Annotated in this window: 7 protein-coding genes, 2 tRNA genes, 3 rRNA genes and 2 pseudogenes; 7 read left to right on the top strand and 7 right to left on the bottom strand. The window is 59.6% G+C overall.

Annotation, left to right across the window (positions count from 1 at the left end; genetic code table 11):
- Window positions 1-5: 5 nt before the first annotated feature.
- Window positions 6-1,160 (top strand): M14 family metallopeptidase, encoded by a 1,155-nt coding sequence (locus WS78_RS13295; protein ID WP_059574598.1) that lies wholly within the window; start codon window positions 6-8, stop codon window positions 1,158-1,160.
- A 202-nt stretch (window positions 1,161-1,362) separates the two neighbouring features.
- Here the strand turns inward: WS78_RS13295 and WS78_RS13290 are convergent, their stop codons facing one another.
- From WS78_RS13290 to WS78_RS13275, 4 genes are all read right to left on the bottom strand, one after another.
- Entirely contained in the window at window positions 1,363-1,986 is a 624-nt protein-coding gene (locus WS78_RS13290) for a BspC domain-containing protein (RefSeq protein ID WP_038747201.1), read from the bottom strand.
- A gap of 161 nt (window positions 1,987-2,147) precedes the next feature.
- Window positions 2,148-2,822, bottom strand: coding sequence for an energy-coupling factor ABC transporter permease (locus WS78_RS13285; protein WP_038747199.1), 675 nt, complete (start codon window positions 2,820-2,822; stop codon window positions 2,148-2,150).
- A gap of 66 nt (window positions 2,823-2,888) precedes the next feature.
- Complete coding sequence (locus tag WS78_RS13280) at window positions 2,889-3,728, bottom strand: helix-turn-helix transcriptional regulator (protein ID WP_038747197.1); 840 nt, start codon at window positions 3,726-3,728, stop codon at window positions 2,889-2,891.
- A 194-nt stretch (window positions 3,729-3,922) separates the two neighbouring features.
- Complete coding sequence (locus tag WS78_RS13275) at window positions 3,923-5,140, bottom strand: DUF2863 family protein (RefSeq protein WP_038747194.1); 1,218 nt, start codon at window positions 5,138-5,140, stop codon at window positions 3,923-3,925.
- A 613-nt stretch (window positions 5,141-5,753) separates the two neighbouring features.
- On the opposite strand from WS78_RS13275, the gene WS78_RS13255 reads away from it, so the two are divergent.
- The 5 genes from WS78_RS13255 to rrf all read left to right on the top strand — a co-directional run bounded on the left by WS78_RS13255 (window position 5,754) and on the right by rrf (window position 11,178).
- Window positions 5,754-7,286 (top strand): 16S ribosomal RNA (locus WS78_RS13255).
- Window positions 7,287-7,349: 63 nt separating this feature from the next.
- Window positions 7,350-7,426 (top strand) — tRNA-Ile (locus WS78_RS13250).
- A gap of 38 nt (window positions 7,427-7,464) precedes the next feature.
- Window positions 7,465-7,540: transfer RNA gene (locus tag WS78_RS13245), tRNA-Ala, on the top strand.
- Window positions 7,541-7,994: 454 nt separating this feature from the next.
- A 23S ribosomal RNA gene (locus WS78_RS13235) occupies window positions 7,995-10,875 on the top strand.
- A 189-nt stretch (window positions 10,876-11,064) separates the two neighbouring features.
- Window positions 11,065-11,178, top strand: a 5S ribosomal RNA gene (rrf, locus tag WS78_RS13230).
- Together the 16S, 23S and 5S rRNA genes with 2 tRNA genes alongside form the textbook arrangement of a ribosomal RNA operon.
- A gap of 256 nt (window positions 11,179-11,434) precedes the next feature.
- Here the strand turns inward: rrf and WS78_RS37985 are convergent.
- From WS78_RS37985 to WS78_RS13220, 3 genes and pseudogenes are all read right to left on the bottom strand, one after another.
- Window positions 11,435-12,157 (bottom strand): annotated as a pseudogene (locus tag WS78_RS37985) (IS3 family transposase); the annotation flags it as partial.
- A pseudogene (locus WS78_RS37980) lies at window positions 12,158-12,871 on the bottom strand (IS3 family transposase); the annotation flags it as partial. It lies immediately after the preceding pseudogene.
- 106 nt (window positions 12,872-12,977) lie between these two features.
- Window positions 12,978-14,113 (bottom strand): IS3 family transposase gene (locus WS78_RS13220; RefSeq protein WP_394335868.1). Its coding sequence is split into 2 segments (ribosomal slippage): window positions 12,978-13,858 and window positions 13,858-14,113, totalling 1,137 coding nucleotides; the frame shifts between segments, so codons are not numbered across the junction.
- A 724-nt stretch (window positions 14,114-14,837) separates the two neighbouring features.
- Here WS78_RS13220 and WS78_RS13215 point away from each other — a divergent pair.
- On the top strand, window positions 14,838-16,124 hold the full coding sequence (locus WS78_RS13215) for a M24 family metallopeptidase (protein WP_269434876.1): 1,287 nt from the start codon (window positions 14,838-14,840) through the stop codon (window positions 16,122-16,124).
- Window positions 16,125-16,154 lie beyond the last annotated feature (30 nt).

The raw sequence follows: 16,154 nt of genomic DNA, 5'->3' as shown, positions 1-16,154 counted from the left end.
ATGCCATGACTCTCTCGATCACGAGCAATTTCGACGCGGGCGCGATCGATGTCCTGTCGTGCGAGCGCGCGGATGCGATCCGGCTGCGCGTGCGCGGCGACAATCGCGCCGAGTTCGCGCAGTGGTTCTATTTCCGCCTGACGGGCGCGCGCGGCGAGCGCTGCGTGATGACGTTCGAGAACGCGGACGCGTGCGCGTATCCGGCCGGCTGGCGCAACTATCGCGCGGTCGCGAGCTACGACCGGGTCAACTGGTTTCGCGTGCCGACTTCGTTTGACGGCCAGGTGCTGACGATCGACCATACGCCCGATTTCGACAGCGTCTATTACGCGTACTTCGAGCCGTACAGCGAAGAGCGGCATTCGGAATTTCTCGGCGCGGTTCAGCAGATGCCGCACGCGAACGTCGTCGAGCTGGGCCGCACCGTCGAAGGGCGGCCGATGTCGCTCGTCGTGCTCGGCACGCCCGACGAAGCGGGCGTCGCGAAGAAGAAGGTGTGGATCATCGCGCGCCAGCATCCGGGCGAATCGATGGCGGAATGGTTCGTCGAAGGGCTCGTGAAGCGGCTTGTCGGCTGGGGCGACTGGTCGGGCGATCCGGTCGCGCGCAAGCTCTACGATCGCGCGACGTTCTACATCGTGTCGAACATGAATCCGGACGGCAGCGTGCGCGGCAACCTGCGCACGAACGCCGCCGGCGCGAACCTGAATCGCGAATGGATGGAGCCCGACGCCGAGCGCAGCCCCGAGGTGCTCGTCGTGCGCGACGCGATTCATGCGATCGGCTGCGATCTCTTCTTCGATATCCACGGCGACGAAGATCTGCCGTACGTGTTCGCGGCCGGCTCGGAGATGCTGCCGGGCTTCACCGAGCAGCAGCGTGTCGAGCAGTGCGCGTTCATCGGCGCGTTCAAGCGCGCGAGCCCCGATTTCCAGGACGAGCACGGCTATCCGCCCGGCAAGTACAAGGAAGATGCGCTCAAGCTCGCGTCGAAGTACATCGGCCATCGGTTCGGCTGCCTGTCGCTCACGCTCGAGATGCCGTTCAAGGACAATGCGAACCTGCCCGACGAGCACGTCGGCTGGAACGGCGCGCGCAGCGCGTCGCTCGGTGCGGCGATGCTGGGCGCGATTCTCGAGCACGTGCAGACGTTCGCCTGAGCGCGCGCTTGCGCGTGTGAGGGGCGCGCGTTCGAGCGGATTCGGGCGCGCATGAAAAAGCCGGAGCGCGACGCCGCACTCCGGCTTTTTTGTCGGGCCGATGGCGGCCGAGCGCGACGCGGCGCCAGACGCCTCTATCGGCCGTGCGGTCGTCCGTGGGGGCGTCCGTGCGGTCGCGCGGCCCGACCTCCGATCGGAGGCTTCACGACTTTCGCGTCGACCGCTTCTTCACGGTTTTCTTCGTCGCGCCGGACTTCTTCGTCGACGCCGACCGTTTGCCGCTCTTGCCCGTGGCTTTCGCCTTGATCTTGCCTTTGCCCGAGTGCGCGCGAAGCTTTTTCTTCGACGACGTCGCGCGCTCGACGCGCGGCTTCGCGGGCGGCACGGGATCGTTCCAGCTGAACGCGAGCATCTGCGTGCCGACGTAGCCGCAGCGGAACTTCAGGTGCTCCGGCTCGCCGCCGCTGCTGCGCACGCCGAGGCCCTCGACGGTCACGATGTTGTCGACCTTCACGCGCTGCTTGCCTTCGTCGAACGAATCGTTCCAGGGCGTGATCGATGCGTTGCCGCTGTCGAACGCGTTCGGCGGAAATTCGACATGGTCGAAGGCGCTCGACGTGCCGGCGATGAAGTTGCCGTGCGCGGCGCAGTCCGCGACGAGCGGATCGGCATGCATTTCGTTGACGTACTTGTTGATGAGTTCGGCGCGTTGATCGAGCAAGTCGGCGAACGCGGGCGCGGCAAACGTGAGCGACAGGCCCGCGACACAGGCCGTCAGCTTGCCGAGCGCGCCGAGCAGGCGATGCGAGGCGGGAAAGCTGTCCATCTAGAAGGTATGAGATAAGCGCGATAGAGACACCAGGCACATGAGATGCCCGATGAAGAGCAGGGTTCCATCTTAGCGTAATTTTCCGGCGCGGCAGTAGAGCGGTTGTCCGCATGGCCGAGCGCGCACGCGTCGGCGCGCCTGCCGTCAGACGGCCAAGCTCATGCGCGCGGCCCGCCGAGCCGATAGCGGCGCACGTCGGAGGTCGTGACCCACGCGGGCCGGTAGACCGCGATCAGCGCGGTCGCCATGCCGGTGAACCACGCTTCGCCGAGCGCGAGCAGCAATGCGTTGAGCGCATAGCCGGATGGCACGACGACGAGCGTGCCTTCGGCTAGCGCGATCTGCACCCCGGCCGCCGCGGCCGCGACGACGCCCACGGCGATCGCCGGCGATACGAAGCCCTGGCCGACGATGAGCGCGGGCAGGTTGTGCGGCAGCCACGCGAGCGCGGCGCGCTGCAGCAGCGTCGACACCGCGACGGGCAGCGCGCCGTATACGAGATAGGTGAGTCCGACGCCTTGCCACGTCGCGTCGAACACGACGGCCGCGACGCCGATCACGGCGGCCATCCCGACGAGCGCGAGGGTCCAGTCGAACAGCGTGACGAGCAGCGTCGCGCCGAGCAGATGCATGACGAGGCCGTCGTCGAGCCACGCATTGGATGCCCATAGCACCGCGATCGTGGTCACGAGCGCGAGCCACACGTGCTGCAGCGTCGCATCCTGCAAACGGCCGAACGGGCGCTTCCACAGCGCGAGGGCGAGCAGGGCCACGGCGGCGATCCAGCCACCGACAGCGACCCAGAACGGAAGCGGCGTGTAGAGGAAACCCATGTTTTTATATTACTCGTTGAATACGAAAGATGGGAATGGATTCACCCTCTACACGGGTTTTACCGGCTATTCGTTCGCTTTGAACGGCGCGGGCGGTTCGGCCGCGACGAGCGGCTCGGCAGACGATTCGTTTTCTGCGACAAGCGGGTACTTGTGCTGCGGTTTCGCCACGCGCAGCGGCACGGGGCCGGCCGCGCCGTGCACGGGCTTCGGCGAGCTGTCGCGCGCGGACAGCAGCACTTCGAGATGCGGCGGTAGCCAGCCGTTGTAGATCGCGACCGCGGCGGCGCGATTTGTCGCACCCAGTTGCTGGAAGATGCTGGCCAGATGAATCTTGACGGTGCCTTCGCTGATGCCTAGCGTGCGCGCGATCATTTTGTTCGTGCTGCCCATGTGGACGAAACGCATGATCTGCGCCTGGCGCGGCGACAGCAGGCTGCACGGCGAGCGCTTCCTGCGCGGGAGCTGGCTCACGATCGCATCGACGCGGCCGTCCCTCGCACGTGAGGCCGGCTCGGTGAGGTTGAGCGCGCTCGGCGGGACGTAGCGCCCGCCGAGCAGCACCATTTCCAGCGCGAGAACGATGAGGTGCGGGCGCGTCGAACGTGGAATGACGCCGAGCACGCCGGCGTCGAAGAGCGCCTGCGCGTGCTCGGGTGACGCGTCGTCGGTGAGCGCGGCGACGGGCGTCGGCGCGCAGGCCTGACAAAGCGCGTGCAGGTCGCCGAGCCGCTTGATGTCCTGCCAGTCGACCGCGATCAAGTCGAAGCCCTGTTGTTTGATGAGCTGCTGTGCCTGCCGCCAGTCCTTGGCGTCGTTGTAGCCGGCATGCCGGTCGATTTGACGCAGCAGGGTTTTCAAGCCGTCACGACGCTCAGCGTCAGAATTAAGCACCAGAAACCTCATGTAATGCCTCCGCTTATCCGATTGATCGAGAAAACGACGAGTGCCATCTCCGCAATAATGACAAATACATTACAAAATGTCGGCCTAGCTGAAAGTCATAAGAAAAATTCAGACAAGCAAAAACGCGAAGGCCGCCTCGAGCGGGTGCTCGAGGCGGCCTTCGGCTGACTTTTCGCGCCGGTCGGCGCGGCGCTTTAGTGGAAATGCGGCTGCGCGGGCGTCGCGTCCTCCGGCATCTCCGCGTGGACGATTTCGCCGAGCGGGTCCGCGTACAGCGGGACGCCGCAATCGTCGCAGTATTCGGGTTCGAAACGGCCGGCGTGGCGCCTGATGTCGGTCACGCCCGCTTCCTTCAGCAGCGAAGCGATTTCTTCGAGCGGCCCGTCGGCGGGCGATTCGGCTTCGAGCGTCGCTTCGTCGACCGGCGTCTCGCCGTTCTCGCGGCCATAGAGCGGCCAGACGACGCCATAGATGACATCGTTGCTGCCGCGGCGAGTGAATGCGACGCGATATTCGTCGATCCGGCGCTCGCCGAAGCCGGCGATCACGGCGCGCAGTTCCTGCGGCGCGGCGCCGATCGTGTCGAACAGATAGCGGATCGCGGTGCGCACGGTATGCGGACGGATTCGCTCGTCTGCGTCGCGGCACGCGGAGTAGTACGCGTCGGGCAGCAGGCTCTCGAATTCGCAGCCGGGCAGCGCGGCGGACAGGTTGACGCCGCCTTGCGCGGCCCATTGCTCGAGGCATTGGCCGCGCTCGATGCGCGAACCGTGCTCTTCCTCCTGCCAGCGGAAGAGCGGGGCGCCGGCGGGCGCGGCCACGACGGCGAGCAGGAAGCGCGGATCGGCGAGAATCGGCGACGTTTCGGGCAGGTCGCCGAAGCTCAGCTTGACCGGATGGTTGCCGAGCGCCGCGTGCGCGAGTTGCTGGGCGAGGCGATAAGTCTCGACGTGATGGCGCGGCAACTGGTCGATGCTGTAGAGAAAGGGAGCCATCGCGACGAGCGTGTCTTGCGCGAGCACGTGCGCTTGCAAATGGGTGCGCAACACGTCGGCGATCTCGGTCTTGAGCGAGCCCGACGGAATCATGTAGCGGGTCCACGCGAGCACTGGGACGGCGACGAGGAGCGCTTCGTACGGCTTGCCGTCGTGCTCGACGGACAGCGATTCGCTGTGCGTCTCGGCCATGTCGGCGAGAGCGCCGTAGGCGTCCGGATGATTCTGCTGGAGATGATCGAGCGCGGCATCGAGTGTGGTCTGATTGCCGTTGCGGACGATCTTTGCGAGCAAGGCGTCGAGCTTGGCTTCCCAGAAGCGATCTTCGACGCGGCTGCCGGACGCAAACAGCGCGAGCGACAGACCGACCAGTTTGTCGGCATCGGGAGGGAGGCGTTTAGCGGTTCGCTGGCGCATAGATTGACATGGTTGGATGCGAGGAACCTGTCATTTTAGTCCGTTCCGCGTTTGTTCTGCGGTTTGCCGGCCTTCTGGCAGTCTTCTGTATAGAAAATATGCGAGGGCGCTCGGAGTGTGAATCTATGAGGGACAAAAAATTTATCGAAACCCCCTTGCGGGGTACGGAGCTTATGCCTACAATCACGCCTCTTTCGCGCCAAGCCGAACGCGGCGCGAGAGGGGAAGCGGGAAGTTCCGATGCCGAGGTGGTAAGGTCGAAGCGGTAGCCGGCCGGCGGCACGGAAAGGTGATCAGGGCGGAGCGCGACGCGGTAGTAAAAAAGTTGTTGACGCGCTGCGAATAAGTGATCATAATCTCGTTTCTCTGCTGCAGACAACGCAGCGCTGCTGAGAAGGCGGCAGAAAGTAGTGAAGTCTTCTCGCAGATGTGCTCTTTAACAATGAACAGCCGATAAGTGTGGGCGCTTGATGGAAGCGGGCGATCCTTGGATCGCAAGCAAAAGTATCAAGAGTCTCACACTAAAGTAAGTCAGGTTTATGGAGCAATTCATATACCTGTCAGCTTTGAGTGAGCGACCGGTTGGAAACAACCGAAAACAGTAACAGGAATTGAACTGAAGAGTTTGATCCTGGCTCAGATTGAACGCTGGCGGCATGCCTTACACATGCAAGTCGAACGGCAGCACGGGTGCTTGCACCTGGTGGCGAGTGGCGAACGGGTGAGTAAAACATCGGAACATGTCCTGTAGTGGGGGATAGCCCGGCGAAAGCCGGATTAATACCGCATACGATCTACGGATGAAAGCGGGGGACCTTCGGGCCTCGCGCTATAGGGTTGGCCGATGGCTGATTAGCTAGTTGGTGGGGTAAAGGCCTACCAAGGCGACGATCAGTAGCTGGTCTGAGAGGACGACCAGCCACACTGGGACTGAGACACGGCCCAGACTCCTACGGGAGGCAGCAGTGGGGAATTTTGGACAATGGGGGCAACCCTGATCCAGCAATGCCGCGTGTGTGAAGAAGGCCTTCGGGTTGTAAAGCACTTTTGTCCGGAAAGAAAACCTTTGGGCTAATACCCTAGGGGGATGACGGTACCGGAAGAATAAGCACCGGCTAACTACGTGCCAGCAGCCGCGGTAATACGTAGGGTGCGAGCGTTAATCGGAATTACTGGGCGTAAAGCGTGCGCAGGCGGTTTGCTAAGACCGATGTGAAATCCCCGGGCTCAACCTGGGAACTGCATTGGTGACTGGCAAGCTAGAGTATGGCAGAGGGGGGTAGAATTCCACGTGTAGCAGTGAAATGCGTAGAGATGTGGAGGAATACCGATGGCGAAGGCAGCCCCCTGGGCCAATACTGACGCTCATGCACGAAAGCGTGGGGAGCAAACAGGATTAGATACCCTGGTAGTCCACGCCCTAAACGATGTCAACTAGTTGTTGGGGATTCATTTCCTTAGTAACGTAGCTAACGCGTGAAGTTGACCGCCTGGGGAGTACGGTCGCAAGATTAAAACTCAAAGGAATTGACGGGGACCCGCACAAGCGGTGGATGATGTGGATTAATTCGATGCAACGCGAAAAACCTTACCTACCCTTGACATGGTCGGAATCCTGCTGAGAGGCGGGAGTGCTCGAAAGAGAACCGGCGCACAGGTGCTGCATGGCTGTCGTCAGCTCGTGTCGTGAGATGTTGGGTTAAGTCCCGCAACGAGCGCAACCCTTGTCCTTAGTTGCTACGCAAGAGCACTCTAAGGAGACTGCCGGTGACAAACCGGAGGAAGGTGGGGATGACGTCAAGTCCTCATGGCCCTTATGGGTAGGGCTTCACACGTCATACAATGGTCGGAACAGAGGGTCGCCAACCCGCGAGGGGGAGCCAATCCCAGAAAACCGATCGTAGTCCGGATTGCACTCTGCAACTCGAGTGCATGAAGCTGGAATCGCTAGTAATCGCGGATCAGCATGCCGCGGTGAATACGTTCCCGGGTCTTGTACACACCGCCCGTCACACCATGGGAGTGGGTTTTACCAGAAGTGGCTAGTCTAACCGCAAGGAGGACGGTCACCACGGTAGGATTCATGACTGGGGTGAAGTCGTAACAAGGTAGCCGTATCGGAAGGTGCGGCTGGATCACCTCCTTTCTCGAGCTTATTTCCGCGAAGTTGAGCGCTCACGCTTATCGGCTGTAATCAAGACAGACTCAGGGGTCTGTAGCTCAGTCGGTTAGAGCACCGTCTTGATAAGGCGGGGGTCGTTGGTTCGAATCCAACCAGACCCACCAAGTTGTCTGGCGCAGGAAACCTGGGTGAAGTCTCTGTAGGGGGCATAGCTCAGCTGGGAGAGCACCTGCTTTGCAAGCAGGGGGTCGTCGGTTCGATCCCGTCTGCCTCCACCAATTGCGGTGCTCGTTAGTGCTTCAGCGCTTACGAGCATCTCACTCCCGAAGGGAGTCCCAATGGAGAATATTTGATTGGGTTCGAGAGAACGAATCGAGTATTCCCCATTGGCGATTGAGCCAGTCAGAGTGATACGTAGTATGTATCGGCTGTCGTTCTTTAACAATCTGGAAGAAGTAAGTAATTTGGATAGCGGAAGCGTCTAATGAGATGGACGTGGAAACTATCCGGGTTGTGATTGTATCGATGTATCTCAAGATGATTCGGGTCTACTCCCTTCGGGAGTGGGGCCGGCGTAAGCGCTAAAGCGCTAACGCCGGACCGACATCAATTTTGGAATACGGCACAACGCGAGAACTCAACCTGTAGCGACTGTCGTCCCCCATGCGGGGATGGGGCCCTCGTAAGCGCTAAAGCGCTAACGATGGCCGACATGAGACAGACTCGTTATAGGGTCAAGCGAACAAGTGCATGTGGTGGATGCCTTGGCGATCACAGGCGATGAAGGACGCGGTAGCCTGCGAAAAGCTACGGGGAGCTGGCAAACGAGCTTTGATCCGTAGATGTCCGAATGGGGAAACCCACTCCTTTTGGAGTATCCATGGCTGAATACATAGGTCATGTGAGGCGAACGCGGTGAACTGAAACATCTAAGTAACCGCAGGAAAAGAAATCAACCGAGATTCCCAAAGTAGTGGCGAGCGAAATGGGAAGAGCCTGTACTCTTTATCTGTATTGTTAGTCGAACGCTCTGGAAAGTGCGGCCATAGCAGGTGATAGCCCTGTAGACGAAAACAGTATGGAAGAACTAGGTGTACGACAAGTAGGGCGGGACACGTGAAATCCTGTCTGAAGATGGGGGGACCATCCTCCAAGGCTAAATACTCGTGATCGACCGATAGTGAACCAGTACCGTGAGGGAAAGGCGAAAAGAACCCCGGGAGGGGAGTGAAATAGATCCTGAAACCGCATGCATACAAACAGTCGGAGCCTCGTAAGGGGTGACGGCGTACCTTTTGTATAATGGGTCAGCGACTTACGTTCAGTAGCAAGCTTAACCGAATAGGGCAGGCGTAGCGAAAGCGAGTCCGAATAGGGCGTTCAGTTGCTGGGCGTAGACCCGAAACCAAGTGATCTATCCATGGCCAGGATGAAGGTGCGGTAACACGTACTGGAGGTCCGAACCCACTAACGTTGAAAAGTTAGGGGATGAGCTGTGGATAGGGGTGAAAGGCTAAACAAACTTGGAAATAGCTGGTTCTCTCCGAAAACTATTTAGGTAGTGCCTCGTGTCTCACCTTCGGGGGTAGAGCACTGTCATGGTTGGGGGGTCTATTGCAGATTACCCCGCCATAGCAAACTCCGAATACCGAAGAGTGCAATCACGGGAGACAGACATCGGGTGCTAACGTCCGGTGTCAAGAGGGAAACAACCCAGACCGCCAGCTAAGGTCCCCAAATATGGCTAAGTGGGAAACGAAGTGGGAAGGCTAAAACAGTCAGGAGGTTGGCTTAGAAGCAGCCACCCTTTAAAGAAAGCGTAATAGCTCACTGATCGAGTCGTCCTGCGCGGAAGATGTAACGGGGCTAAGCCATATACCGAAGCTGCGGATGCGTGCTTTGCACGCATGGTAGGAGAGCGTTCCGTAAGCCTGCGAAGGTGCGTTGAAAAGCGTGCTGGAGGTATCGGAAGTGCGAATGCTGACATGAGTAGCGATAAAGGGGGTGAAAGGCCCCCTCGCCGTAAGCCCAAGGTTTCCTACGCAACGTTCATCGGCGTAGGGTGAGTCGGCCCCTAAGGCGAGGCAGAAATGCGTAGCTGATGGGAAGCAGGTCAATATTCCTGCACCATTGTTAAATGCGATGGGGGGACGGATCGCGGAAGGTTGTCCGGGTGTTGGAAGTCCCGGTCGCTGCATTGGAGAAGGCGCTTAGGCAAATCCGGGCGCGGAATTCAAGGGTGTGGCGCGAGCTTCTTAGGAAGCGAAGCAATTGGAAGTGGTTCCAAGAAAAGCCTCTAAGCTTCAGTTTAACGATGACCGTACCGCAAACCGACACAGGTGGGCGAGATGAGTATTCTAAGGCGCTTGAGAGAACTCGGGAGAAGGAACTCGGCAAATTGGTACCGTAACTTCGGGATAAGGTACGCCCTGGTAGCTTGATGCGCCTGCGCGCAAAGGGTGAAGGGGTTGCAATAAACTGGTGGCTGCGACTGTTTAATAAAAACACAGCACTCTGCAAACACGAAAGTGGACGTATAGGGTGTGACGCCTGCCCGGTGCCGGAAGATTAAATGATGGGGTGCAAGCTCTTGATTGAAGTCCCGGTAAACGGCGGCCGTAACTATAACGGTCCTAAGGTAGCGAAATTCCTTGTCGGGTAAGTTCCGACCTGCACGAATGGCGTAACGATGGCCACACTGTCTCCTCCCGAGACTCAGCGAAGTTGAAGTGTTTGTGATGATGCAATCTACCCGCGGCTAGACGGAAAGACCCCATGAACCTTTACTGTAGCTTTGCATTGGACTTTGAACCGATCTGTGTAGGATAGGTGGGAGGCTATGAAACCGGAACGCTAGTTTCGGTGGAGCCGTCCTTGAAATACCACCCTGGTTTGTTTGAGGTTCTAACCTTGGCCCGTGATCCGGGTCGGGGACAGTGCATGGTAGGCAGTTTGACTGGGGCGGTCTCCTCCCAAAGCGTAACGGAGGAGTACGAAGGTACGCTAGGTACGGTCGGAAATCGTGCTGATAGTGCAATGGCATAAGCGTGCTTAACTGCGAGACCGACAAGTCGAGCAGGTGCGAAAGCAGGTCATAGTGATCCGGTGGTTCTGTATGGAAGGGCCATCGCTCAACGGATAAAAGGTACTCTGGGGATAACAGGCTGATACCGCCCAAGAGTTCATATCGACGGCGGTGTTTGGCACCTCGATGTCGGCTCATCTCATCCTGGGGCTGTAGCCGGTCCCAAGGGTATGGCTGTTCGCCATTTAAAGAGGTACGTGAGCTGGGTTTAAAACGTCGTGAGACAGTTTGGTCCCTATCTGCCGTGGGCGTTGGAAGTTTGAAGGGGGCTGCTCCTAGTACGAGAGGACCGGAGTGGACGAACCTCTGGTGTACCGGTTGTGACGCCAGTCGCATCGCCGGGTAGCTATGTTCGGAAGAGATAACCGCTGAAAGCATCTAAGCGGGAAACTCGCCTTAAGATGAGACTTCCCCGGGGACTTGATCCCCTTGAAGGGTCGTTCGAGACCAGGACGTTGATAGGTCGGGTGTGTAAGCGCAGTAATGCGTTCAGCTAACCGATACTAATTGCCCGTAAGGCTTGATCCTATAACAAGTCTGTCTCGGTAGTCGTTGGCGCGTCAGCGCTCACGGATATCGAGTGTCGAGTGCAAGGCGCTCGACGTACTGCGGTTGAAGTACCGCGTATGTGTGAGATACAACCTCACAACCCACCCAAGATTACTGCTTCTTCCCAGATTGGTTCTGTTGGCCGCGCCAGCAGAACAACCCTCTTTGCCTGATGACCATAGCGAGTCGGTCCCACCCCTTCCCATCCCGAACAGGACCGTGAAACGACTCCACGCCGATGATAGTGCGGATTGCCCGTGTGAAAGTAGGTAATCGTCAGGCTCCCCTCTGAAAACCCCCGCCCTCGCCGGCGGGGGTTTTGCTTTTTACGCCTCCGCCAATCCCCTGAACGCCCTCGGCAGGAGCCTCGCGCTCCAGCTCCCGCCTCGACTCCCTTCTCGCTCGAGCGCGGGCGGGCCTCTCGGACGGTACGCACGCGCTCTTGGGATTCGACCTGACCTGCCCCTTCAATAGGGCCAACGGACTTCTAGCAAAGTCCCTTTATGAGCGGTACCGGCTTTCAGTGCCAGCAGCAATGTTAGTCTTCGGCTTTCTGTTGGTCCGTCAGTTGGGCCTGCAGGCCCAACTGACGGGCGTATTCGGCAGGCGCCACTTCACCGAGAGCCCTGTGAGGCCGACTCTCGTTGTACTCGACCCGCCATCGCTCAATCTGCGCCCTGGCATCGGTAAACCAGTGCGCGTTCAGGCATTCATCGCGCAGCGTGCCGTTGAACGACTCCACGAATGCGTTATCCGTTGGCTTGCCGGGCCGACTGAAGGCAATCTCGACCTTTTGATGGTAAGCCCACAGGTCCATCACCTGACTCGTAAATTCCGAGCCGTTATCACACAACAGTGTACGAGGCGCTTCGCGTTTGGCCTTCAGTTCACCCAACACGCGCACGACATCTGACGCGCCCAATCGCTGGCCAACGTCAATGGCGAGCGCTTCGCGGGTGAAGACATCAATGATGGTCAGTGCGCGGAACCTCTGGCCGCTCGAAAGCTGGTCGGCAACAAAGTCCAAACTCCACACCTGATTTGCCGCCGTCGACTTCGCGCGTGCCGGGCGGCTCATCTGGGCGCGTCGTTTGCGATTTGGTCTGTAGCGCAGCGACAAACCTTCCTCCCGATACAGACGGTACAGCCGATTCTTGCTGACCTGATAGCCCTCCCGCAGGAGCAGCACGCGTATCTTCCGATATCCATACCGTACCCGCGTAGCCGCGATTTCACACATGCGCTGCCGCAATGCAGTCTGGGCGAGCGTCGTGAACCAGTGCTCGTTAAGGCATTCATCGCGGAACTTGCCGTTGAACGACTCAATGTATGCATTCTGCGTTGGCTTGCCAGCTTGAATCAATTTCAACGTCACGCCGTTGGCGTATGCCCATCGGTCGAGCGCACGGCTCGTAAACTCGGAGCCCTGGTCCGTTCGCAGCGCTTTGGGATAGCCTCGGAAACGCGTTGCCATATCCAGCTCTCGAGCGACATACAAGCCCGAGATGCCGTGGTCCACGACGATATCGACAGCCTCCTTGGTGAAATCGTCGACGATGGTCAAGCACTTCAGACGCCACCCGTTCGAAAGCGCGTCCGTCACGAAGTCGATTGACCAAACCTCGTTGGGCCCATTCGGCAAAACCAGTTGCTCGCGTTCAATCATCACACCGCGGCGCCGGCGACGGCGCCGCGCGGCCAGTCCCGCTTCGCGGTAAAGGCGATGCACGCGCTTGTGGTTCGCGTGGATGTCGAGCATCGAATCGGCCGGTAGGTGCTTGAGCTTGTTGTTCTCCTGCCCCAACTCCTTTAGGCACTGCGCTTCGGAGACCGTCATCCCGCCGAACTTCGTTTTCCAGTTGTAGTAGGTCGCTTCCGAGATGCCGTACTTGCAGCACAGCTCCGCCGGCTTCAGGCCAGCCTCGGCTCCTTTCAAGATGCCGATGATTTGTTCTTCGTTAAATCGCTTCTTCATTGCCGTTCCTCTCTGGAACGGACTCTACAGCGTCACCGTACTAAAAGAGGTGGCCTCACTCGTTCGGACAGTTTTCTGAGATTTTTAAGTGGAACGTCCGAGGCAATCATGCTGCCGATTTGATCGCAGGCAGCGTCGCGAAGTATGCCTCATCCGGCGTCCGATCCGCCAGGCTCGAATGGGGCCGTTTTCGGTTGTACAGCTCGATGTAGTCGCCGATGGAGCGCCGGGCATGGCTGACCGACTCGTAAGCTCGCAGGTAAACCTCTTCGTACTTGACGCTGCGCCACACGCGTTCGACGAACACGTTGTCGCGCCAGGCCCCTTTACCGTCCATCGACAGCCGCACGCCTCGACCCAGTACGGCCTCGGTGAACGCGCCCGCCGTGAACTGGCTGCCCTGATCGGTGTTCACAATGTCCGGCAGCCCGTAGCGCGCGAACGCTTCCTCGAGCGCCTCGACGGCGTGCACTGCTTCCAGCGTGATCGCCACCCGGTGCGAGAGCACCTTGCGACTTGACCAATCCACTACTGCCGTCAGGTACACGAAGCCTCGCGCCATCGGAATGTATGTCGTGTCCAGTGCCCACGCCTGATTGGCCCGGGCGATTTTCATGCCGCGCAGCAGGTACGGCCAGATCTTGTGCTGCGCATTGCGTCGGCTCGTGTTCGGCTTGCAGTACAGCGCTTCCACGCCCATGCGTTTCATCAGCGTGCGCACGCGGCGGCGGCCGACCTCATAGCCTTCCCGGCGCAACAGACGCGCCAGCATCCGCGCTCCGGCAAACGGAAACTCCATGTGCAGTTCGTCGATCCGCCGCATCAGCAACTGGTCCGCCTCGCTCACTGGCTGCGCCCGGTAATACGCGCTCGATCTCGCGATGCCAACCAGTCGCGTCTGTCGCGAAACCGGCAGCGCATGCGTACGGTCAATCATCGCTTTGCGCTCAGCAGTCCGGCTTTGCCGAGCGCTCCTGACAAAAAATCGTTCTCCAGCGTCAACTGTCCGATTTTCGCGTGCAGCGTTTTCACGTCCACCGGCGGCTCGTTCGACGGTGGAGCGGCCGCGCCGAACACATCCGCCGCACGCTCCTGCAGTTGCCGCTTCCACTCCGTGATCTGGTTCGGGTGCACATCGAACTGCTGCGCCAGTTCGGCCAGCGTGCGCTCGCCCTTGACCGCCGCCAGGGCCACTTTCGCTTTGAACGCCGCTGAGTGCGTCCGTCGGGTTCTCTTCGTCATCTTTCCGGTTCCTTTGCCTGCATTATCGCTGGCTCAGGCCCCGGGCATTCCACTTACCCGACTGTCCGAATTTGCGCGGCCACCTCTAAACGCGGGGGATAGGTCAAGGCGCAAGTCGAGATACAATTTTTGCGCGGCTTAAATTTAAGCTTGACCAAAATTATGACGTAATCTAGATTCATTTCGGTAACAAGGAATGAGGTGGGGAATAAAGCGGATGCCTCGATCCAATCGGGTACTGAATGGGTCGACCTTGCGGGTATGAGTACTTCCGCGAATCGACGTGGAGCAGACTCAGGCGCCGCCGTTGGCAGCTTTATTAGCACGCCGCCGATTGAAAGTGAATCAGGCAGACTGTCTTTCGATGTCGATGAGATAGGGCGCTGCTGGTGTATCGGATCGACTACTGTTGAACGCTTCGGCACCGCCATCGATTCAGAGCGAATTCGGCAAGCCAGCCGATCGCAAGGCGGCATGGTGACGTCGTCGAATGAGTGCACGCGCATGTCTGCTATTCATTGCAGATTTACTTCGGAGAATTAAACAGTTGGTTCAACGCCTCTGATTCCGGAACGGATGCATTCCGTGTTGCGATCGGCATTCGCAGCAAGACATTGCCGTGCTGCCGGCGGGGAAGGGGCGGGCAGTGTACTCGGCGCGTGTTGTGTCGAGTGGTGTCCTTGTCTAACGCGCGGGACGTTCGTGCTGCAATGCGCAGTCAGACATGCCGGCGCGCCGATCGGACGCGCCACGCACGAGTTATCTTGAAATTCTTGAAACGATCGGGAAACGAACCATGGCAATCGGCATCGGCGGATCGAGTGCAGCGACGGAACTGGCGAAACTCGGCGACATGACGAGCGGCATCGCGCCGATCCAGCCCGCAGAGTATGCCGCGCGAATCGAGCGCGCACAGGCGCTGATGACGCAGTATGGCCTCGATGCGATCTATGTCGAATCGGGGACGAACCTGCTCTACTTCACGGGTGTCGCATGGCGCCGCAGCGAACGCCTGACGGGCGCGCTGATTCCGGCGTCGGGGCCGGTGCAATATGTCGTGCCGGCGTTCGAGCGCGGCACGTTCATCGGCATGATGCAGATTTCCGGCGACATCCACTGTTGGGACGAGGACGAGAATCCGTATCAACTGCTCGCGGATGTCGTCGAACGCCGTGGAATCGGCGCCGGTACGCTCGGATTCGACGAATCCGCGCCGTATTTTATGTATGTGGGCATTCGCGAACGAGCACCGGCATTGCGCATTCGCAGCGCAGCGGACGTCACGCGTGCGTGCCGGATTCGCAAATCGGCGACCGAACTCGCGCTGATGCAGCGAGCAAACGACATGACGCTGCGCGTTCACCAGGCCGCGGCGGCGATCTTGAGAGAAGGCATCGCTACCGATGAAGTGCTCGACTTCATCGACGACGCACATCGCGCGGTGGGCGCGCGGCGCGGGTCGACATTCTGCATCGTGCTGTTCGGAGCGGACACGGCTTACCCGCACGGCGTCAAGCGTCCGAAGCGCCTCGAGCACAACGACATGGTGCTCATCGATACGGGCTGCCAACTATACGACTACCACTCCGACATCACGCGTACATACGTGTTCGGCAGTGCTGACGCGCGTCAGCGCGAAGTCTGGGAGCACGAGAAGCACGCCCAACGGATCGCGTTCGAGCGCGTGAAGGCGGGTGTCTCGGCGGAAGAGGGCGATCGTGCGGTCCGCACGTATCTGCAATCGATCGGCTATGGTCCGGGGTATACGTTGCCGGGTCTGCCGCATCGAACAGGACACGGAATCGGTCTCGACATCCACGAATGGCCCTATCTTGTCGGCGGCGATCGAACCGAGCTCGACGTAGGCATGTGCTTTAGCATCGAGCCGATGCTTTGCGTTCCGAACGAATTTGGGGTTCGTCACGAGGATCACGTCTACATCACCGCCGATGGCCCGCGATGGTTCACTCAGCCGGCAAGAAGCATCGATGATCCGTTCGGATTGGGTTGAGCATCCAAGCCGTTGTCGGGGGTGTCGGTG

Source organism: Burkholderia savannae (assembly GCF_001524445.2).
In the GTDB taxonomy this organism is placed as follows: domain Bacteria; phylum Pseudomonadota; class Gammaproteobacteria; order Burkholderiales; family Burkholderiaceae; genus Burkholderia; species Burkholderia savannae.
This window is presented reverse-complemented; position numbering and strand designations above follow the sequence as displayed.